This window comes from Arthrobacter parietis (assembly GCF_039530425.1).
GTDB lineage: Bacteria > Actinomycetota > Actinomycetes > Actinomycetales > Micrococcaceae > Arthrobacter_D > Arthrobacter_D parietis.
Map to the genome: position 1 here is coordinate 501686 of NZ_BAAAON010000001.1, position 20298 is coordinate 521983.

The 20298-nt window shown below is 65.6% G+C and carries 15 protein-coding genes; 10 read left to right on the plus strand and 5 right to left on the minus strand.

Going from position 1 to position 20298, the window contains the following annotated elements:
* Positions 1–2 precede the first annotated feature (2 nt).
* The gene (gene purD / locus ABFX19_RS02360) at positions 3–1328 is read right to left on the minus strand and encodes a phosphoribosylamine--glycine ligase (protein ID WP_346027330.1); all 1326 of its coding nucleotides are present in this window, start codon (positions 1326–1328) and stop codon (positions 3–5) included.
* A 114-nt stretch (positions 1329–1442) separates the two neighbouring features.
* On the opposite strand from purD, the gene ABFX19_RS02365 reads away from it, so the two are divergent.
* The 7 genes from ABFX19_RS02365 to purM all read left to right on the plus strand — a co-directional run bounded on the left by ABFX19_RS02365 (position 1443) and on the right by purM (position 9017).
* Complete coding sequence (locus tag ABFX19_RS02365; protein ID WP_346027331.1) at positions 1443–3056, plus strand: molybdopterin-dependent oxidoreductase; 1614 nt, start codon at positions 1443–1445, stop codon at positions 3054–3056.
* 91 nt (positions 3057–3147) lie between these two features.
* A complete protein-coding gene (locus ABFX19_RS02370) occupies positions 3148–4152 on the plus strand; it encodes an asparaginase (RefSeq protein WP_346027332.1) in 1005 nt (334 codons plus the stop codon).
* Between the two features lie 2 nt (positions 4153–4154).
* Positions 4155–4544 carry a sterol carrier family protein gene (locus ABFX19_RS02375; RefSeq protein WP_277357776.1) on the plus strand — a complete coding sequence of 130 codons (390 nt, stop codon included), beginning with the start codon at positions 4155–4157 and terminating at the stop codon, positions 4542–4544.
* Positions 4541–5989, plus strand: coding sequence for a DUF2079 domain-containing protein (locus ABFX19_RS02380; RefSeq protein WP_346027333.1), 1449 nt, complete (start codon positions 4541–4543; stop codon positions 5987–5989). The genes ABFX19_RS02375 and ABFX19_RS02380 overlap by 4 nt, the downstream gene beginning before the upstream one ends.
* Before the next feature lie 18 nt (positions 5990–6007).
* Positions 6008–6295 carry a hypothetical protein gene (locus ABFX19_RS02385; protein WP_277357778.1) on the plus strand — a complete coding sequence of 96 codons (288 nt, stop codon included), beginning with the start codon at positions 6008–6010 and terminating at the stop codon, positions 6293–6295.
* 41 nt (positions 6296–6336) lie between these two features.
* The gene (gene purF / locus ABFX19_RS02390; protein ID WP_277357779.1) at positions 6337–7896 is read left to right on the plus strand and encodes an amidophosphoribosyltransferase; all 1560 of its coding nucleotides are present in this window, start codon (positions 6337–6339) and stop codon (positions 7894–7896) included.
* Complete coding sequence (gene purM, locus ABFX19_RS02395) at positions 7893–9017, plus strand: phosphoribosylformylglycinamidine cyclo-ligase (RefSeq protein WP_277357780.1); 1125 nt, start codon at positions 7893–7895, stop codon at positions 9015–9017. The genes purF and purM overlap by 4 nt, the downstream gene beginning before the upstream one ends.
* Positions 9018–9195: 178 nt before the next feature.
* On the opposite strand, the gene ABFX19_RS02400 is transcribed toward purM, so the two are convergent.
* Entirely contained in the window at positions 9196–9423 is a 228-nt protein-coding gene (locus ABFX19_RS02400) for a DUF3073 domain-containing protein (RefSeq protein ID WP_056543382.1), read from the minus strand.
* Between the two features lie 274 nt (positions 9424–9697).
* Between ABFX19_RS02400 and ABFX19_RS02405 the strand changes: the two genes are divergently transcribed.
* The gene (locus tag ABFX19_RS02405) at positions 9698–11032 is read left to right on the plus strand and encodes a septum formation family protein (protein WP_346027334.1); all 1335 of its coding nucleotides are present in this window, start codon (positions 9698–9700) and stop codon (positions 11030–11032) included.
* Between the two features lie 57 nt (positions 11033–11089).
* Here the strand turns inward: ABFX19_RS02405 and clpB are convergent, their stop codons facing one another.
* Together clpB and ABFX19_RS02415 are read right to left on the minus strand one after the other, a co-directional pair.
* Positions 11090–13687, minus strand: coding sequence for an ATP-dependent chaperone ClpB (clpB, locus tag ABFX19_RS02410; RefSeq protein ID WP_346027335.1), 2598 nt, complete (start codon positions 13685–13687; stop codon positions 11090–11092).
* A gap of 119 nt (positions 13688–13806) precedes the next feature.
* Positions 13807–14805, minus strand: a complete 999-nt coding sequence (locus ABFX19_RS02415) for an aldo/keto reductase (protein ID WP_346027336.1) — start codon at positions 14803–14805, stop codon at positions 13807–13809.
* A gap of 99 nt (positions 14806–14904) precedes the next feature.
* Between ABFX19_RS02415 and ABFX19_RS02420 the strand changes: the two genes are divergently transcribed.
* Positions 14905–16869: a penicillin-binding transpeptidase domain-containing protein gene (locus ABFX19_RS02420; protein ID WP_346027337.1), complete on the plus strand. Its 1965-nt coding sequence runs from the start codon at positions 14905–14907 to the stop codon at positions 16867–16869.
* Between the two features lie 161 nt (positions 16870–17030).
* On the opposite strand, the gene ABFX19_RS02425 is transcribed toward ABFX19_RS02420, so the two are convergent.
* The gene (locus ABFX19_RS02425; protein WP_346027338.1) at positions 17031–18695 is read right to left on the minus strand and encodes a DEAD/DEAH box helicase; all 1665 of its coding nucleotides are present in this window, start codon (positions 18693–18695) and stop codon (positions 17031–17033) included.
* A gap of 321 nt (positions 18696–19016) precedes the next feature.
* Here ABFX19_RS02425 and ABFX19_RS02430 point away from each other — a divergent pair, with 321 nt between their 5' ends.
* Positions 19017–20246 (plus strand): M20 metallopeptidase family protein, encoded by a 1230-nt coding sequence (locus ABFX19_RS02430; protein ID WP_346027339.1) that lies wholly within the window; start codon positions 19017–19019, stop codon positions 20244–20246.
* Positions 20247–20298 lie beyond the last annotated feature (52 nt).

The following is a 20298-nucleotide window of genomic DNA, read 5'->3' on the forward strand; positions in this document are numbered from 1 at the left end:
GCCTATACCCCGCCCGTCTGTGAACCCGCCGCTGAACCAGTCACTGAAGCCGGCTGTGACACCACAACCTCGCCCCGCGCGGCCTTCGCAGCAATATCAGTGCGGTACTGGCCGCCTTCGAGGTCAAGGCGGCTCACGCCGTCGTACGCTTTGTTGCGCGCTTCCTCAAGATCCTTGCCCAGTCCGACGACGGCAAGCACCCGCCCACCGGCTGACACCACCGAGCCGTTCGCGTCCAGCGCGGTGCCAGCGTGCAGCACGGAAACGCCATCCAGGGCAGCCGCGTCCGCGAGACCACGGATTTGATCGCCGGTGCGCGGTGAATCGGGGTAGTTTGCTGACGCGAGGACCACGGCGACTGCGGCCTGCGAAGACCAGTTCAGATTGTCGACCGTGTCCAGTTCCCCCTTTGCGGCAGCGAGCAGGACGCCACCCAAAGGCGTCTTGAGCCGGGCCAGCACAGCCTGTGTCTCGGGATCCCCGAAGCGGGCGTTGAACTCGATCACGCGCAGCCCGCGCGACGTGAGCGCGAGCCCGCAGTACAGGACCCCCGTGAACGGTGTGCCGCGGCGTGCCATCTCCTCGATGGTGGGCAGCGCAACGCGCTCGATCACCTCATCCACCAGACCGGACGGCACCCATTCAAGCGGTGAGTAGGCACCCATGCCGCCGGTATTCGGTCCTTCGTCATTGTCGAAGATGCGCTTGAAGTCCTGTGCCGGGGCAAGGGGCACCACGCTGGTGCCGTCCGAGAGGACAAACAGGGACACCTCGGGGCCGTCAAGGTATTCCTCAATCACCACCGAGCCGCCTGCGCCAAAACACACCTGGGCGTGCTCAAGGGCGGCTGCCCGGTCCGAAGTGACCACTACGCCCTTGCCCGCAGCGAGGCCGTCATCCTTGACCACATACGGGGCACCGAAGGAATCCAGCGCGGCTTCGGCTTCGGCTGCAGTTGACGCGACCTTCGCCATCGCGGTAGGAACACCGGCAGCCGCCATGACCTGCTTGGCGAAGGCCTTCGAGGCCTCGAGCTGCGCCGCAGCCTTCGTGGGTCCGAAAACGGGGATGCCTGCTTCAATCAGCGCGTCCGACACACCGGCAGCCAACGGAGCCTCGGGGCCCACAACCACCAGGTCCGACCCCAGGCGCGAGGCAAGTCCCGTCACGGCAACCGGGTCATTGGCATCGATGTTGTGCACGGGGACATCCTGGGCCATTCCGGCGTTACCGGGAGCGGCATGTACCTCGCCCACGAATGGATCGGCGAGGAGCGCTCGGACAAGGGCGTGTTCGCGGCCTCCAGGGCCAATAACGAGAACCTTCACAGTAGTTCAGGGTACTGGGTCCTCCCCCACCCAACTACTGGCCGCAGAAACTGTGAAGTCAGCCGGCACGTCCGGAATACCAATACACCGGGCCTGTCTCTCCGAACACCCAGTATGAAAGCCGTTCGCACGTCCAGCCGCTCCGCCTCGACCCTAGCCATGCTCGCGGGCATACTCGCGGCCGGGCTGGTCCTCGGTGTGGCCGAGCTGATCGGCGCGTTCTTCTCCACGCGGTCGGCACCGCTGATTGCACTGGGCTCCACGTTCATCGACTTCACGCCGGCCTGGCTGAAGGACTTCGCGATCGACACCTTCGGTACCAACGACAAGCTCGCGCTCTTCGTCGGCATGGCCGTCACCATCATCATCCTCGCCGCGATCCTCGGCTACCTGGCCTGGCGGCGCTGGATCCTGGGTGTGGCGGGTGTCGTCTTCATGGGCGCCGTCATGGTTGCCGCCGTCGTCTCCCGTGCCGGTGCATCCGTAAGTGACGCGATCCCTTCGGTGATCGGCACCCTGGCCGGGCTGGCAGCGCTGCGCTGGATGATCCGGAAGCTGCATGCGGCGCAGCCACAGACACAGACCACAACCAACGACGACGACGGCGCCTTCAACGCCGGCGGTTCCCGCCCGGTGGGTGCCAGTACAAACGCCAGGACTTCCGTCAGCAGGCGCGGGTTCTTCGCAGCAGCGGGGGTTACCGCCGTCGTCGCCGCCGCTACTGCAGCGGGAGGCGCCGTCGTCAGTGGAATCCGCAACACCGTCAATGTTGCCCGTGAACGCCTGAGCTTCCCGGCACCCGTCAGCCCCGCGATGCCGGTCCCAGCCGGTGTTGATGTAGACCTTGACGGTGTTGAGCCGTGGCTGACGCCCAATCCGGAGTTCTACCGGATTGACACAGCCCTGCAGGTTCCCACCATCGACGTGGACACTTGGGAGCTGCGCGTCCACGGCATGGTGGAGGAGGAGATCCGCATCAACTTCCAGGACCTGCTGGATTCGGAGCTGATCGAACGGCACATCACGCTGACCTGCGTCTCCAACCCGGTAGGCGGGGAGTTGATCGGCAACGCCAAGTGGCTCGGCTACCCGATCCGCGAGCTGCTTGCACGCGCCCGCCCCACCGAGGGCGCTGACATGGTCCTGTCCACCAGCACCGACGGCTTCAGCGCCTCCACTCCCCTGCCCATCCTGCAGGATGAGCGGGACGCCATCCTCGCAGTAGCCATGAATGACGAGCCGCTGCCCCTCGAGCACGGCTATCCGGTGCGCATGGTGGTCCCCGGGTTGTATGGGTACGTGTCCGCCACCAAATGGGTGATTGACCTTGAAGTGACCCGTTTCGCGGACGCCACGGCTTACTGGACGGACCGCGGCTGGGCTGAGAAGGGCCCCATCAAGACGCAGTCGCGTATTGAGGTTCCGCGGCCGTTCGGCAACGTGGCTGCCGGCACCTTCCGGGTGGGCGGCACTGCCTGGGCGCAGAACCGCGGGATCGACACGGTGGAGGTCCAGATTGACGACGGCCCCTGGGAGGAAGCGACCCTCGCCGCCGAATACACCGTGGACACCTGGCGGCAGTGGACCCACGAAGTGCAGCTCGAGCCCGGTTCCCACCGCATCCGCTCACGGGCTTACGATCCCGACGGCGTCCAGACCGAAGAGCGCGCCGATACCGTTCCGGACGGCGCATCGGGCTGGCACACGGTCCAGTTCTCAGCGGAGTAGGACAGCCCCCTATCCTTGTGCCCATCGGATGACCCGTTCCCTCCGGTGGGCACAAGCTACATCCGCCTCGACGATGCGTAATACTGGAACCATGCCCTCCACCTTTACCTCCTCCAGCGCGGTTGACCTCGCGGTCCTGGAGCGCAACGGCTTCATTGAGTCCCGCCACATCGGCTCAGCCGTGGTCCTCGCAGCGGACGGCTCCACCGTCACGGAACTCGGTGACGTCAACGCGCCGATCTTCCCCCGCTCCACCCTGAAGCCGTTCCAGGCACTGGCTGCCATGCAGGCCGGCGTCCCGCTCCGCGGAGCCCAGGTTGCGTTGGCAGCTGCCAGCCATGTCGGCAGTTTCGAGCACATGGACGTCGTGAAATCCATGCTGAGCGCCGCCGGAGTCACCGAGGAGGACCTGCAGTGCCCGGCTGACTGGCCGCAGGACGAGGAAGCCCGACACTCGCTCATCCGCAGCGACAAGGGCCGCCAGCGGGTAGCCTTCAACTGCTCCGGCAAGCACGCCGCCTTTCTCTGGGCCTGCACCGAAAACTCGTGGGACCACAAGACCTACCTGGACCGCGGCCACCCGCTGCAGCAGCGCATCGCCGACATCATCGAGGAATACACCGAAGAGAAAGTGGAGCACTGGGCAGTGGACGGCTGCGGCGCTCCGCTCGGCGCCGTTTCACTCACCGGTCTCGCGCGGGGAATCGGCAAGATCGCCAAGGCCCCCAGTGACAAGAACGCCGATGCGCGCGCGGCCACCATCGCAACCGCCATGCTGGATTATCCGTGGGCGGTCCACGGCCACGGACGCGAGAATTCGGTAGTGATGGAAGACCTCGGGATCCTGGCGAAGAACGGAGCCGAGGGCGTCCTCGTCATGGCTACGCCCACCGGCGTGTCCATGGCGCTCAAGATCCTGGACGGCAATATCCGGGCGACCACACTGGTAGGGCTCACTCTTTTGGCCGCCTCAGGTGCCCTCGAGGCGGAGGCTGTAGCACCGGTACTGGAGAAGGTTGTGCAGCCCGTGCTGGGCGGCGGCGAGCCCGTCGGCCAACTGCGCCTCGCCGCTCCGGTCATGGCGCTGCTGGACTAACCATGGCACGACGGCGTATCCCACCCGCGGACGGCAACGCTGCAGTCCGCGCGGTGGCCGCCGGCAGCACCGACCGCACAGAACGTACGACGGCGGTTCGCTACTCCCTGGAGGAGCTCGCCTTCCGCGCACCCGGCAACAGCGTGGAAGTGCGCGTCCCGCCACTGGGCGTGACGCAGTGCGTCGAAGGTCCCCGCCATACCCGCGGAACCCCGCCCAACGTCATTGAGACCGACGCTGACATCTGGCTCGCTCTCGTCCTGGGGACCCTGACCTGGGCCGAAGCCCTCACCTCCGGCGCAGTCGCGGCATCCGGTCAGCGGGCGGACCTCTCCGCGCTTCTGCCACTGTTTCCGCAGGAACCGCCCGGGCCTGCGACAGGCCCGGCATGATCCTCGAGCGCCACCATGCCACGCAACCGAACCTCGTGGTCCGGGGATGGTGTGGCGCGCTCGCTGCCCTTCGCCGGCAACCGGCGGAAGCCTGGGTGGTTGCCGGTGTTGTCACTGCCCTGTACACGATCTTCTCGGTCACTCAGTGGAACCGGTTCGACACCCCGTCCTGGGACCTCGGCATCTTCACCCAGCTGGCCAAGGCCTATGCGGGGTTCGACGCGCCCATCGTGCCGATCAAAGGTCACGGGTTCAATCTCCTCGGCGACCATTTCCACCCCCTGCTCGTCATCCTGGGACCCGTGTATGCGCTCTTCCCGTCCGGATTGACCCTGCTGGTCTTCCAGAACCTGCTGGTGGGCTGGTCGGTCCTGATTCTCACCCGCCTGGCCGTGCATCATGTTGGGCGCGTCCCGGGGCTCTTCCTTGGAGCCGCCTACGGCCTGTCCTGGGGCATCCAGGCCGCCGTCGCTGTGCAGTTTCATGAGGTGGCGCTGGCGCTGCCCCTGCTGGCGCTGGCGTTGGAGGCGTATATCGAGGGCCGGCTGCGCACGGCCGTCGTCGCGGGCGCACTGCTGGTGTTCGTGAAGGAGGACATGGGGCTGACCGTCTTCGCGTTCGGCCTGGTGCTGGCCTGGCGCTTCCGACGCCGCTACCAGGCCGGCCTGGGGCTGGCAGTCTGGGGGCTCGCGTGGGTGGTCCTGTCAGTGAAGGTCATTCTGCCGGCACTGAACACCGGCGGCACGTACGACTACTCCGATCGCATCGACGTGAACGCGCTCCTGGCCAACCCCGTGGGCACCGTAATCACCATGATGACGGTCGTGGAGAAATACGAGACCCTGTGGCTGCTGTGCCTCGCCGGCGGGTTCCTGTTCCTCCTCTCGCCGTTGGCCGCAGTGCTGCTTCCCACCCTGATATGGCGCTTTGCTGCGGGGAATGAGTCCTACTGGGGGCCGGACTGGCACTACAACGCCGTTCTCATGCCCATCCTGTTCGCCGCGCTCATTCATGCGATTCTTCGCGCCCGCGAGAGCAGGCGCGGCTGGCTGCGCTCCTATAGCGCCGCCGTCGTGCCGGTGGTCAGTGTGGTGGCGCTCATGCTGTTGCCCGGGCAGCCGCTGGCTGCGCTTGCGAAGCCGGAGACGTTTCAGCAGTCGCCGCGCTGGGATGCGGCGCACCGGATGATGGACGAGATTCCATCCGGCGCAGCGGTTGAGTCCGGCGTGTTGCTGATGCCGTACCTGGTGCCGGAGACCGAGGTGTATTGGATCGGCAATGAGAACCCGGCGCCTGACTACCTGGTGGTCGACGCCGAGGACTGGAGCTGGGGGCCCACCCGCCCGGCCAGCGCGGAACAGCACGCTGAGGAGACCTATCCGGGCGAAAATTACACCTTGGTCTTCGATGAGGCCGGGTACCAGCTGGTCAAGCGGGAGACCTGATCCCGGTAGCCTTGAACCATGAGTTCGCAGCAGCCTCCAGAGCGCCGGCAGGTCACCATTCGACGGGCGCCGAAATTCGGTCCGTTCATGGGCCTCGGTGCGTTGATCGGATTCATCGCCGCGCTGATCGTGGCCTACACCGGCCCGGCTGACCCCACGCTGACCCGCGAGTCCGTCCTGGGCTTCTTCACTGTGGTTTTCGCGATTCCCGGAGTGCTGATCGGTGGTCTCCTAGCACTGCTGCTCGACCGGATCAGCGTACGCCGCATGAAGCAGGCGACGGCGGAGCGCACCGACGACGAATAGCCCGGCAATCCAGCCTCATTACGCCGTGAGAGAATGGCGTAATGGTGCGCGGTGACGGACAGCTTTCCCATGATCTACTTCCCGGCGAAAAAGGCCCCCAGGATGCCTGCGGCGTCTTCGGAGTCTGGGCCCCCGGCGAGGAAGTCGCCAAACTGACCTACTACGGGTTGTATGCGCTGCAGCACCGCGGCCAGGAGTCAGCGGGCATCGCCACCAGTGACGGCACCCGGATCAACGTCTACAAAGACATGGGCCTGGTGTCCCAGGTCTTCGACGAGGCCACGCTGAACACCCTCACCGGCCACATTGCGGTGGGCCACTGCCGCTACTCCACCACCGGGTCCTCCAACTGGGCCAACGCGCAGCCCACCCTCGGCGCCACCGCCGTAGGCACCGTTGCCCTGGCTCATAACGGCAACCTCACCAACTCGGCCGATCTCTACCAGACCGTCCTCAACCGCCATGGGAAGCCGCGCTCCGGAGAGATGGCGCAGGGCAACACCTCGGATACAGCCCTGGTCACCACCCTGCTGGCCGGGGATGACGGCCGCTCCCTCGAAGACACCGCCATGGACCTCCTGCCCACCATTGAGGGCGCGTTCTGCTTCGTGTTCATGGATGAGGGCACCCTGTACGCCGCACGCGATCCCCACGGTGTCCGTCCGCTGGTGCTTGGCCGGCTGGAGCGCGGCTGGGTTGTTGCCTCGGAGCAGGCTGCGCTCGCCACCGTGGGCGCCAGCATCATCCGTGAGATCGAGCCCGGCGAGTTCATCGCGATCGACGAGGGGGGCGTCCGTTCCCGCCGCTTTGCACCGACCACGCCGGCCGGTTGCGTTTTCGAGTACGTCTACCTTGCCCGGCCCGACGCCTCGATTGCCGGCCGCTCGGTCTATGATTCGCGCGTCGAAATGGGCCGGCAGCTGGCCCGGGAGAACAAGGCGGAGGCCGACGTCGTCATTCCGGTTCCGGAATCCGGCACACCTGCCGCCGTTGGTTTCGCTGAGCAGTCCGGGATTCCGTTTGCCCACGGATTCGTGAAGAACGCGTACGTGGGGCGCACCTTCATCCAGCCCAGCCAGACGCTCCGCCAACTGGGCATCCGGCTGAAGCTCAACGCGCTGGAGTCCGTCATCAAGGGGAAGCGGATCATCGTGGTTGATGACTCCATCGTCCGCGGCAACACCCAGCGGGCCGTGGTGCGGATGCTGCGCGAGGCCGGCGCCGCCGAAGTCCACATCAAGATCTCCTCCCCGCCGGTGCGCTGGCCTTGCTTCTACGGCATCGACTTTGCCTCACGCGCAGAGCTGATCGCCAACGGCGCGGCAGTGGATGAGATCGCCGCGTCGATCGGCGCAGACAGCCTGGCCTACATTTCCGAGGACGGCATGATCGAAGCCACCAAGCAGCCGCGGGAGCGGCTCTGCACGGCGTGCTTCACCGGGGACTACCCGATCAAGCTTCCCGAGGAAGACCGCCGCGGCAAAAACCTCCTTGAGCGGGCTGATCCGGCCGAAAAGCCGGGCGCCACCGGCTGCGATCCCGGGCCGGGCAGCGAACTTGAGACCCTCCTGACCGAAGCAGACAAGAAAGAGCGGGTATGAGCTCACCTGACCCCATCACCTATGCAAGCGCCGGAGTAGACGTCGAAGCCGGCGATCGGGCGGTGGAGCTCATGAAGGACGCCATCAAGGCCACCCACACAGCCAATGTTGTCGGCGGCGTCGGCGGTTTCGCGGGTCTCTACGATGTCTCGAAGCTGCTGACGTACCGCAAGCCGCTGCTCGCCACCTCAACTGACGGCGTGGGAACCAAGGTTGCCATCGCGCAGGCCATGGATATCCACGACACCATCGGATTCGACCTGGTGGGAATGGTTGTGGATGACATCGTGGTGGTTGGGGCGGAGCCCCTCTACATGACCGACTACATCGCCTGCGGCAAGGTGGTCCCTGACCGCATCGCAGCTATTGTGCGCGGAATCGCCTCCGCTTGTTCCGTCGCGGGAACGGCCCTCGTGGGCGGCGAGACCGCCGAGCATCCCGGCCTCCTGGGTGAGCATGAATATGACGTCGCGGGCGCCGCCACCGGCGTCGTGGAAGCGGACGCACTGCTTGGCCCTGACCGGGTGCGCGAGGGCGATGTCATCATCGGCATGGCGTCCTCCGGCCTGCACTCCAACGGCTATTCGCTGGTCCGCCGGGTCATCAACCAGGCCGGCTGGGCACTGGACCGGCAGGTCTCGGAACTCGGGCGCACGCTCGGTGAGGAACTCCTCGAGCCAACCCGCGTCTACGCGGCCGACTGCCTGGACCTCGCCCGGCATTTCCCGCTCGATTCCGACGGCGCCGTCCACGGTTTCAGCCATGTCACCGGCGGAGGTCTTGCCGCCAATCTCGCGCGCGTTCTGCCGCGTGGACTTGAAGCAACCGTGGATCGCTCCACCTGGTCGCTTCCGCCGGTTTTCAGCCTTGTGTCCGAGCTGGGGAGCGTACCGCTGCCGGATCTGGAGCGCACGCTGAACCTTGGTGTCGGAATGGTGGCGGTCGTTTCCGCCGCAGGAGCCGACAGCGCTGTTGCACGGTTGAACGATCGCGGCGTTCCCGCGTGGGTCATGGGCCAGGTGGCACGCGCTTCCCATGAGAGCACCGACGGACCTGATTATGTGCAGGGTGCAAAGGGTGTGGATGGCGGCTCCGTGCGGCTGGTCGGTTCCTACGCCTGATCTTCTTCGGGAGCCCCGCTCGGCGCTGTTCCGGGCGGGGGCCCCGAAACTGTCCCAGGGCGGCGGCTACCGAGCCGCATCACAATTCCCGGGCACAACAAGAACCAGCGGCCTGACGTGATCGTCCTGGCCGCTGGTTCTCAACGTCTTATGCGAGCGTTCTGCTCAGAAGAGGAGGTTATCCGATGCGGCGGGTGCCGCCGTCATCCTCTTCATCATCAAACTGCTCCGCGTATTTATCCTCATACGCCGAATAATCCGGCTCAACCGGATCATCATGGCGGGAGGCACGACTACCGGTTGCCTTGAGCTCGCGTTGCAGCGCCGAGTAGTCCGTGGACGGGCTGAAATACTTCATGTCCCGTGCCTGCTTGGTGGCTTTCGCCTTCTGACGGCCGCGCCCCATGGCGTGACCCCCTTTTTGCGTCGATCCGGAGGTGGTCGCCATGGCCAACAAAATAACGGCGTAGCGAGGCCCCGGAGTATCCGGTTAATGTGTCGTATGTATAGGTTACATGGTTTCTCGGGCCGAACGTGCGGGCCCCACCGCCGGATGGAGCCGGAGACCCAACGAAGGTCTGCCTCCATGCGGGAAAAGCCCATTGTTAGCTAAAGTCGTGGGGTAATCATGACCATAGCCAGCCCGCCGTTCCGGCAGGCGCATGAGGGGGCAGTTCACTATGAGCGATCAGCCGGACACGCCGGAGGATGACAAATCGGCATCGGCAGACGCTTCCGTTCCGGAGCCCGAGATCCTCAAGGCCGAGGACGTTCACCTTGCGGATCCGGATGTCTCCGGGGATGCGGTGGAACCTACCCTCAACACCTCGGCCGAGGATGTCCGGCTCATTGAACCGTCCCTTGGAGCGGCGGAAATCAGCGGGGACGCAGCCGAAGCCGCCTCCTTGGATGATGCGGCTGCAGAGGCCGCGCAGGTAGCGAAAGAAGCAGAGGACGTCGGCACACTGGTAGCCGGCCCCCGTCCCACCGAGGACCCGGCTGAGGCTGCCGCGCCGGCGGGCACTGCGCCTGCCGGCGGCGCAGCAGGAGACGCCCCGCCAGGCGGATTGACGAGTTTCGCGGCATCAGGCACCGAGCCGGCCTGGACAGGCCCGGGCAGCGATGAGGCCCGCTGGGACGCGTTGTTCGACGCCGGCCAAGCTGATGCGTCCGCCGCCGCCGTGAAGGCCGACGAGGTTACAACCGCCGCCGGGGACCCGCAACCAACCGACCCCACCGGAACTGGAACCGGAGCTGGAACCGAGACTGAAGTCGCCGCTGAACCCGGAACTGAAGAACCGGAAGCAACCAGCGCATCCTCAGATTCGGCCGCTCCCGAAGCGCCGTGGGCCCAACCATTCGCGAGCGGGCAACCGCAGGCTCCCGGGAGCCCTGTTCCGCCTGTGGGCGGGCCCTATGGCCTTCCACCGGCGGGAGGAGATGACCCTGCCCCTACGCGCATCCGAGCCCGTTCCGCCGGCCGCTCTTCCCGCGGCGGAAGCCGGAAAAAGCTGATCATTCTGGGTGTTGCAGGACTGGTGGTGCTCGCCCTGTTGATCTTCGCGATCGCGAGCATCGTCAATGCGCTGGGTGCGGACACTTCCGATGCCGCGTCCTCTGCCAGCACCACTCCGGGTGCGGACGGCATCATCGCGGAAGGCATCTCGCCCCTCGAACTCGTCGCCGGAGACTGTATCCTCGGCTTCGATTCCACTGACCTCAGCGCTGACGTCACCACCGTTACGTGCACCACGCCGCACAATGCCCAGCTATTGGCCACCACCTCCTTCCCCGAGGACTCGGAGTTCCCCGGGGAAGCTGCACTGAATGCCAGCGGAGACGATCTGTGCAACTCGGTGGCGATTGATGAGAACGCGGCCGCAGAGTACGCGGGCCTCACACTGACTCAGGTCACCCCGACGTCGGGTACCTGGGCGGACGGCGACCGGCGCATCGACTGCTTCGTAGTCTCCGATGAAGGCAACGTCATCACAGACACCCTGCTGGCCGGGTGACCGAAAGAAGTGCCTGGATCCCCGTACCGGCGCCGCCGGCACGGGGATCTGCCAGTTCTAAACCGTAACGCTGCCGACGCTCAGCCCTGCTGCCCCGTCCGCTGCTCGGTCAACCCGTACCTTGTCGCCGTCGCTGATTTCTCCTGACAACAATCCCCGCGCGAGGCGGTCGCCGATCTCACGCTGCACCAGGCGGCGAAGCGGCCGGGCACCGTACGCGGGGTCAAACCCGGTGAGTGCCAGCCATTCCCGCGCGGCGTCGGTGACATCGAGTGTGAGCCGGCGGTCCTGAAGCCGGGCCGCGAGCGCAGCCACCTGCAGATCCACAATCTGCGAGAGCTCCTCAATGCTGAGGGCGTCGAACATGATGATGTCATCGAGCCGGTTGAGGAACTCCGGCTTGAAGCTTGAGTTCACCACCGACATGACCGCATCCCGGCGCACGGACTCATCCACGGTGGGGTCCACCAGGAACTGGGAACCCAGGTTGGATGTCATCACCAGGATCACGTTGCGGAAGTCCACCGTGCGGCCCTGACCATCGGTGAGCCGGCCGTCGTCGAGCACTTGAAGGAGGATGTCAAACGCCTCGGGATGAGCTTTTTCCACCTCGTCGAGCAGCACCACGCTGTAGGGCCTGCGCCGGACCGCTTCGGTGAGCTGCCCGCCCTCCTCATACCCCACGTACCCGGGAGGCGCGCCGACCAGCCGCGCAACCGCATGCTTCTCCGAGTACTCGGACATGTCGATGCGGATCATTGCACGCTCATCGTCGAACAGGAAGTCCGCGAGGGCCTTGGCGAGTTCAGTTTTACCTACACCGGTAGGCCCGAGGAAGAGGAAAGATCCGGTGGGCCGGTCCGGGTCCGAGATCCCGGCACGGGCGCGACGCACTGCATCGGAAACCGACGCAACGGCCTTCTTCTGGCCGATCAGGCGCTCACCAAGGTTTTCCTCCATGTGGAGCAGCTTGTGGCTTTCACCCTGCAGCATGCGGCCCGCCGGAATACCGGTCCACGCAGAGATCACCTCCGCAATGTCCGACGCCGTGACCTCCTCCGCGACCATCAGCTCCGGCGAATCCGCGGACCGCTCCTCCTCGGCCTGCGCGGCATCAAGTTCCCGCTGGACCTGCGGTATCTCGCCGTAGAGAATGCGGGAGGCAGTCTCGAAATCACCCTCGCGCTGGGTGCGTTCCTGCTGTGAGCGCAGTTCATCCAGCTTCGCCTTGAGATCGCCGATGCGGTTCAGCCCGGCCTTTTCCGCCTCCCAGCGGGCGTTCAGCGCAGCGAGCTGCTCCTTGCGGTCCGCCATGTCCGCGCGGAGAGCCTCCAGACGCTCAACGGAGGCTTCATCAGACTCACCCTCGAGTGCAAGTTCCTCCATGGTGAGGCGGTCGACGGCGCGGCGCAGCTGGTCGATTTCCTCCGGTGCGGAATCGATCTCCATCCGCAGCCGGGACGCCGCTTCATCCACCAGGTCGATGGCCTTGTCCGGTAGCTGGCGTCCGCTGATGTACCGGTTGGACAGTGTTGCGGCCGCAACCAGCGCCGAGTCCGCAATGGACACCTTGTGGTGGGCTTCATAGCGTTCCTTGAGTCCGCGCAGGATGCCCACGGTGTCCTGAACGCTTGGCTCACCGACGTAGACCTGCTGGAACCGGCGTTCGAGCGCCGCGTCTTTCTCGATGTTCTCCCGGTACTCGTCCAGGGTGGTGGCGCCGATCAGGCGCAGCTCGCCGCGGGCGAGCATGGGCTTGAGCATGTTGCCGGCGTCCATGGACCCTTCCGACGCACCCGCTCCGACAACGGTATGCAGCTCATCGATGAAGGTGACCACCTGTCCGTTCGAGGCTTTGATCTCCTCAAGGACCGCCTTGAGGCGTTCCTCGAACTCCCCGCGGTACTTGGCACCGGCGATCATCGAACCCAGATCGAGGCTGATGAGCGTCTTGCCCCTCAGTGACTCAGGAACGTCCCCCGCGACCATGCGCTGCGCCAGGCCTTCCACGACGGCCGTCTTGCCGACCCCCGGCTCACCGATCAGCACGGGATTGTTCTTGGTACGGCGAGAGAGCACCTGCACCACGCGGCGAATCTCGGTATCACGCCCAATGACCGGGTCCAGCTTGCCCGAGCGCGCGATCTCCGTCAGGTCCACACCGAACTTCTCAAGCGCCTGGAAGGTGTTCTCAGGATCAGGGCTGGTGACGCGCCGGTCCCCACGCACGCCCGGGAGTGCCGCTATCAGCGCATCACGGGAGGCTCCTTCCTCGCGCAGAATCCGGCCTGCAGGCCCGGAGTCAGCGGCGATCCCGAGGAGGAGGTGTTCGGTGGAGACGAAGGAGTCCCCCAGCGATTCCGCCTCCTGCTGCGCAGCGGTGATGACCCTCAGCATGGGCTGTGAAAACTGTGCCTGGGCAACGGATGAACCCGACGACGACGGCATCGCCTTGATCGCGGCGCTCGCCTTGACGCTGACACTGTCAGCACCCACACCGGCAGCCGAGAGCAGCGCGACAGCCACACCGTCCCGCTGATCCATCAACGCCTTGAGTACGTGTGCGGGCTCCACCTGGGGGTTTCCTGCGGTGGAGGCATTCATAGCGGAAGCAGACAGTGCTTCCTGGCTCTTGGTGGTGAACTTGGTGTCCATGCTGGCCCTCCTGCATTAGCGCAAACTACTAAGTTGAGTGTACTACGCTCAACTTCACGCCGCAGTGTTCGGAGGGCGTTTTCACTTCAGGCGAACCGCTGCCGATGCACAGAGCCGCCTCAGGCCTCCCTGCCCTTCGACACCCAGCCGGGGTTGGCACTGCGCTCGCCCACCACGAGGTCCGCAGCCGCATCCAGCACATCCAGATCCGCGTCGGAAAGCGTCACCGAAAGCGCGCCTGCGTTCTCGTCGATGCGCTCCGGTTTGCGGGTGCCGGGAATCGGAACTACCGGAAGCCCAAACTTGGAGCCCTGCGCCCCGAGCCAGGCAAGGGCCACCTGCGCGGGCGTGGCTCCGGCATTGACGGCCACCGCTTGGACGGCTTCCACCACGGCGGCATTGGCATCCATCGCGTCCGCGCTGAACCTCGGCACGCGATGCCGGAAGTCGCCGGCAGAGAGTGACCGAGCCTGGACCGTCCCGGTGAGGAACCCCCTACCGAGCGGCGAATAAGGCACAAACCCAACCCCGAGCCGTACAGCTGCGGGCACAACCTGACGTTCGACGTCCCGGCTCCAAATGGACCATTCGCTCTGTACGGCGGCGATCGGGTGCACGGCATGGGCGGCCGACAGCTCATCCGCAGTCACCTCTGACAGTCCCAGGTGGCGCACCTTTCCCGCTGCAACCAGTTCCGCCATCGCGTTGACTGTCTCTTCGATCGGTACGGAAGTATCACGCCGGTGCATGTAATAGAGGTCGATGACGTCCGTTCCCAGCCGCCGCAGGCTGGCTTCTGCTGCGCTTTGCACATAGGCAGCATCTCCGCGGACGCCCGTGTAACCTGAGGCCGGGCTCCCCTCGATTCCGAACTTGGTGGCAACTTCCACCTCGTCCCGCCGCGCCGCAAGCAGCCGGCCAACGAGTTCTTCGTTGCTGCCCGCACCGTACACGTCAGCCGTGTCGATGAACGTCACGCCGGTGTCGACAGCATGGTGGAGCGTTTTCAGTGCCTGTTCCTGATCGAGCCCGCCGTAGACATCGGTGAGCGCCATGCCGCCGAATCCCTGGGCGCTCACGGTGAGGCCGGTTGCCAGTTCAGTTCGGATGAGGGTCATGCCCTCGATGGTATTCCGCTGACAGGCCGCCCGACAGGCCTGCGCGGCGTATGTGGACAAGCGGGATCATCCGGGAAGCACCTAGGCAATAATGAACCCATGGGGAAAACCAACATCACGTCCGTCCTGACCGTTGCCGCGTTGGCGTTGACGCTGACCTCCTGCTCACAGGATGGTCCTACGGCCGAGGATGCAGCCACACGCCTCGCCGAGGGCTTGGCCAGCGGGGACCTGAGCAGCGTTGCTTTTGCCGCCGTCTCCGGTGAGGATGCCACAGCGCAGCTCGAAGAAATCACCGCTGCCCTTGACGCGGTTTCACCGAAGGTTTCCGTTGCGGGCGTGGAATCGACGGGAGAAGACACCGCAACGGCCCAGCTGAATCATGTGTGGGATCTTGATGACAGCGACAAGGATTGGACCTACACCACCATCGCCGAGCTGACGCTGGTTGATGACCAATGGCAGGCGGGCTGGGATCCCTCCGTCGCCGTTGACGGCCTCAGTGCCGAAGCTTCGCTTGCGGTCTCCCGCACACCGGCCGAACGCGCGGAAGTCCTCGGCGCCGGTGGCGAGGTTCTGGTGACAGACCGCCCGGTCATCAGGGTGGGCATCGACAAGACGCGGATCGATGCTTCCGGGCTTGAATCGTCGTCCGCCGCGCTGGCCGAACTAGTCGGCATCGATCCTGCCGCCTACACAGAACAGGTGCTGAGTGCCGGCGAGCAGGCCTTCGTCGAGGCGATCGTCCTGCGTGACAACGAGGACCGCCCCGTCTCGGACGAAGAGATTGACGCTATCCCGGGAGCATCCGGCATCCCGGACACCATGTCCCTTGCCCCCACCCGCACCTTTGCCCGGGAGCTGCTGGGGTCCGTTGGGCCGGTGACGGCTGAGCTGGTGGAGCAGTCTGCTGGTCGCCTCGAACCGGGTGATGTTGCGGGCTTATCGGGTCTTCAGTTGCAGTATGACGAGCAGCTCGGCGGCACCCCCGGGATGGTCATCGAAGCCGTGACCGGGGAGGGAGAAGCACGCACCAGCGAAGTCCTCTTCGAGAAGGCGCCGGTTCCCGGAGAGCCGCTGGAACTCACACTTGATCCGGCGCTGCAGACACTGGCAGAGAACGTGCTCGCAGAAGAACCCTCGGCATCCTCGATTGTGGCTATCCGGCCGTCAACTGGAGAAATCCTGACGGTCGCGAACGGCCCCGGCAGCGAGGGTTTGCAGACCGCACTGCTTGGCCAGTATCCGCCCGGATCTACCTTCAAGGTGGCCACATCACTTGCCCTGCTCAAGAACGGCTTCACCCCGCAGACCCCCACCAGCTGCCCCGAGGAGCTGGTGGTCGAGGGGCGCGCGTTCAACAACGTGCCGGGGTATCCCGCGCAGTTCACCGGGAAAATTCCGCTCCTGCAGGCCGTTGCGCAATCCTGCAACACTGGCTTCATCTCACAGCGCGACGTCGTTTCCCAGGAAGCGCTGGCCTCGGCTGCCGCGGACCTGGGCATTGGAATCGACGTTCCCATTGGAACCCCCGCTTTCTTCGGCTCGGTTCCGACGGAGGCGGACGGCACTGCTCATGCAGCATCCATGATCGGGCAGGGCGAGGTCCTGGTCTCCCCACTGTCCCTGGCCATCATGGCCGCCTCGGTCGGCGCCGGAGAACGGGTGGCACCCACGCTCCTGGCAGGGACCGCAGCGCCGGAGGAGGCGCCGTCGTCGTTGGCTTCTGCTGAGCCCTCAACTGAACAAACAGCAGAAGCCCAGACACAGCCGGCTCCAACGCCAAGTAGCCTGACGGCCGACGAGGCGGCAGCACTTCGGGAGATGATGGGCGCCGTCGTCACGGTGGGTGGTGCGCAACTGCTCGCGGATATCCCGGGCGAGCCGGTCCTCGCCAAGACCGGCACGGCCGAATTCGGCACGGAAGATCCGCCCCGGACGCATGCCTGGGTGGTAGCTCTGCAGGGGGATCTTGCGGTTGCCGTTTTCGTTGAGGAGGGTGAACGCGGCTCCATCTCCGGCGGCCCGCTGATGGAGGAATTCCTTCGCGGGGCCGGTCAGTAGCCGGGCCGCTACCGCAACCGCTGCAGGTACCGGCTGCCCGATGTCGGAACGATCTCCTTGCCGATCGTTCCTGGTAGCCACTGTTCTGATCGACGCAAAAACGCCTCTGCCCACCGAGTTGTTCGTCAACTCGGTGGGCAGGGGCGTTTCAAGGATGCTACCTAGCGGCCGCGGCGCTCATTCGACGCCGGTGCGCTCGCCCTGCGTGAGCCGGCTCCACGCGAGCCCGCCGGACGTCCAGCCGACGACGGCGCGTGACTGCGCTGCCCGGAACCGGCCTGCGCCTTGCCCTGCGAACCACGGGTACCGCCGGTGGCGCTGTGAGCGGCGACGTCACCCGAACGCGCCGGACGCGGGCGGCGGGTGCGGTTGCCGCCGGCTGCTGCACCCTCACCGGTACGACGACGCTCGCCGTCGGTACCGAAACGTGCTGCCTGCGGCTGGTCCTTGCGGCGCTCTGCGCGGTTGCCTTCTGCTCGGTTGCCCTGTGCGTCCGCTGCCACGCGGCCGCGTCCACCGCGGCCGCCGCGTCCGCCTGCTGTTGGGGCTGCACGCCGGTTTCGCTTGCGCTCGGCGTTTGCTCCGGTCGAGGAGCCGCCACCGCGCGGGGTCTCCCGCTGGGCCAGCAGGGCGGCGCGGGTGCGTGGGTCGACTTTCTCTGCAACATCGCCGATGAGCTTGCCCACCAGCGGGGACGTGGCGGAAACGTTCTCGAACCCCACGTTCACACCGGCGGCCTTCATGAGCTTCTGCACCTCACCCTTTTGCTCGGGAAGGGTGATGGTCACAACGGTGCCGTCGGAACCGGCGCGGGCCGTGCGGCCGGAACGGTGCAGGTAAGCCTTGTGCTCTGTGGGCGGGTCAACGTGGACCACGAGCTCGACGTCATCCACGTGGACGCCGCGCGCTGCGACGTCGGTGGCAACGAGAACCCGCACATCTCCGGTGGAGAACTCGGCCAGGTTGCGGTCACGCGCATTCTGGGACAGGTTGCCGTGCAGATCGACAGCGGGGATGCCGGCGTCGGTCAGGGTCTTGGCAAGCTTGCGGGCGTGGTGCTTGGTGCGCATGAACAGTACGCGCTTGCCGGTACCGGAGGCCAGCTGCACAATGAGCTGCTTCTTCTGGGTCTGATCCCCGATCAGCAGCACATGATGCTCCATAGTGGTGACCGAAGCCTGCGTGGTGTCCACGGAGTGGGTCAGCGGGTTCGACAGGTAGCGCTGCACGATCTTGTCCACACCGTTGTCCAGCGTGGCCGAGAACAACATGCGCTGACCCTCGGTGGGCGTGGTGTCGAGGATCCGCTTCACGACGGGCAGGAAGCCGAGGTCAGCCATGTGGTCGGCTTCGTCAAGCACGGTGATTTCGACCGACTCGAGTGTGACCAGCTTCTGGCGCATCAGGTCTTCAAGCCGGCCTGGGCAGGCAATGACAATGTCGACGCCGGCACGCAGCGCCTTCTCCTGACGCGCCTGCGATACGCCGCCGTAAATGACGGTGGTGTTCAGGCCGAGCTCACTGGCGAGTGGCTCAACGGTGGCGTTGATCTGGGTGGCGAGTTCACGGGTGGGAGCAAGGATCAGCGCCAGGGGGCGTCCGGGCTTGCGGCGGTAGGCCGCCTCGCGCTCGGCCAGGCGTGACACCATGGGCAACGCGAAGGCCAGGGTTTTGCCCGAGCCGGTGCGGCCGCGGCCAAGGACGTCCCGGCCCGCGAGGGTGTCGGGGAGCGTCTTGACCTGAATGGGGAATGGTTCGGTGATTCCCTGCTCGGTGAGGGAACGGACCAGCGCTGTGGGCACGCCAAGCGCAGCAAAGGTAGTCATGTAAAGTACACGAACTTTCTTCTCATCTTCCCTGCGCACCGGTTGGTGCCCAGAGTCCGCCGAAGGAAAGTCAGACAGTGTCAACCGCTCTCACGATCTTGGGAGATAGCGCGGGACAAAAGAATGCGTTCATCGACGCAGGCTGCGGCTGAAGGAACCCGGAAATCTCCAGGAACAAGCTCCGGATGCCGCAAGCAAGTGGAACCAGTCTATCAGTGGTGAGGTTGCGGTCCCGACGACGGTTCGTGAGGATGGGGTCTGTGTGAGCAAGCCCACCATGCCTGCTCACCGACACACCTCGTCATCTACGCAGGAGGAACCATGTCCACCGCCGCCGCTATTCGCTCACATGCTGCAGATTTGTCCGGGGAAGTGACGGAGCTACGCCATCGGCTGCATCAGGAGCCGGAGATCGGACTGCACCTCCCGCGGACGCAGGAAAAGGTGCTGGAAGCGCTCGATGGACTGCCCTACGAGGTAAGCATGGGCAGGGATACGACGTCGGTGACTGCTGTCCTGCGCGGAACGGCGCCGTCGTCGGCCTCCCGGAAGCCGGTGGTATTGCTGCGCGGTGACATGGACGCGCTTCCGGTCCAGGAGCAGACCGGTGCGCCCTACGCGTCGCGTATCGATGGCGCGATGCATGCTTGCGGGCATGATCTGCATACCGCAATGCTCGCCGGAGCCGCGCGGATCCTTGCCGACCGACGTGACCAACTGGCCGGCGACGTCGTCCTGATGTTCCAGCCGGGCGAAGAGGGTTTCGACGGTGCAGGGGTGATGATCCGCGAGGGTGTGCTTGAGGCAGCCGGGCGGCGGCCCGATGCTGCGTATGGCATCCATGTGGTGTCCTCACTGCTGCCCAACGGCCTCTTTGCCAGCAGGCCTGGAACGTTGATGTCAGCATCGGATGGGCTGTATGTGACCGTCCACGGCGCCGGCGGTCATGGGTCAGCGCCCCACCGCGCGAAGGATCCGGTCACCGTTGCGGCGGAGATCGTGACCAGCCTCCAGACGATGATCACCCGCCAGTTCGACATGTTCGACCCCGCGGTACTGACCGTTGGCCTGCTGCACGCCGGAACCAAGCGCAACGTCATCCCCGAATCCGCGCGCATCGAAGCGACGATCCGGACGTTCTCCGAGCAGAACCGGGAGCTGATGCGCACCGCCATCCCCCGGCTGGTGAACGGCATTGCCGAGGCGCACGGGCTTCACGCGACCGTCGAGTATGAAACGGAGTACCCGCTGACCGTGACGGACGCCGGCGAGACCTCGAACATCGAGAAGCACGTCCGCGACCTCTTCGGCGACGAACGGTACACGCAGATGGTGAACCCGCTCAGCGGCTCCGAGGATTTCTCCCGGGTGCTCGCCGCCGTGCCCGGAAGCTTCGTTTTCCTGTCCGCGGTTCAACCCGGTGTGGACCCGGCGGGTACCGCCTTCAATCACTCTCCCTACGCGGCCTTCGATGACAGCATCCTGGCTGACGGCACCGCGCTCTATGCGCAGCTGGCGATGGCGCGGATCGCCGAGTTGTCCGGCGCCTGACCCGGCGGCACTACCCAGCGGAACCATCCAGCGGCATCGCCGGCTTTGCGGG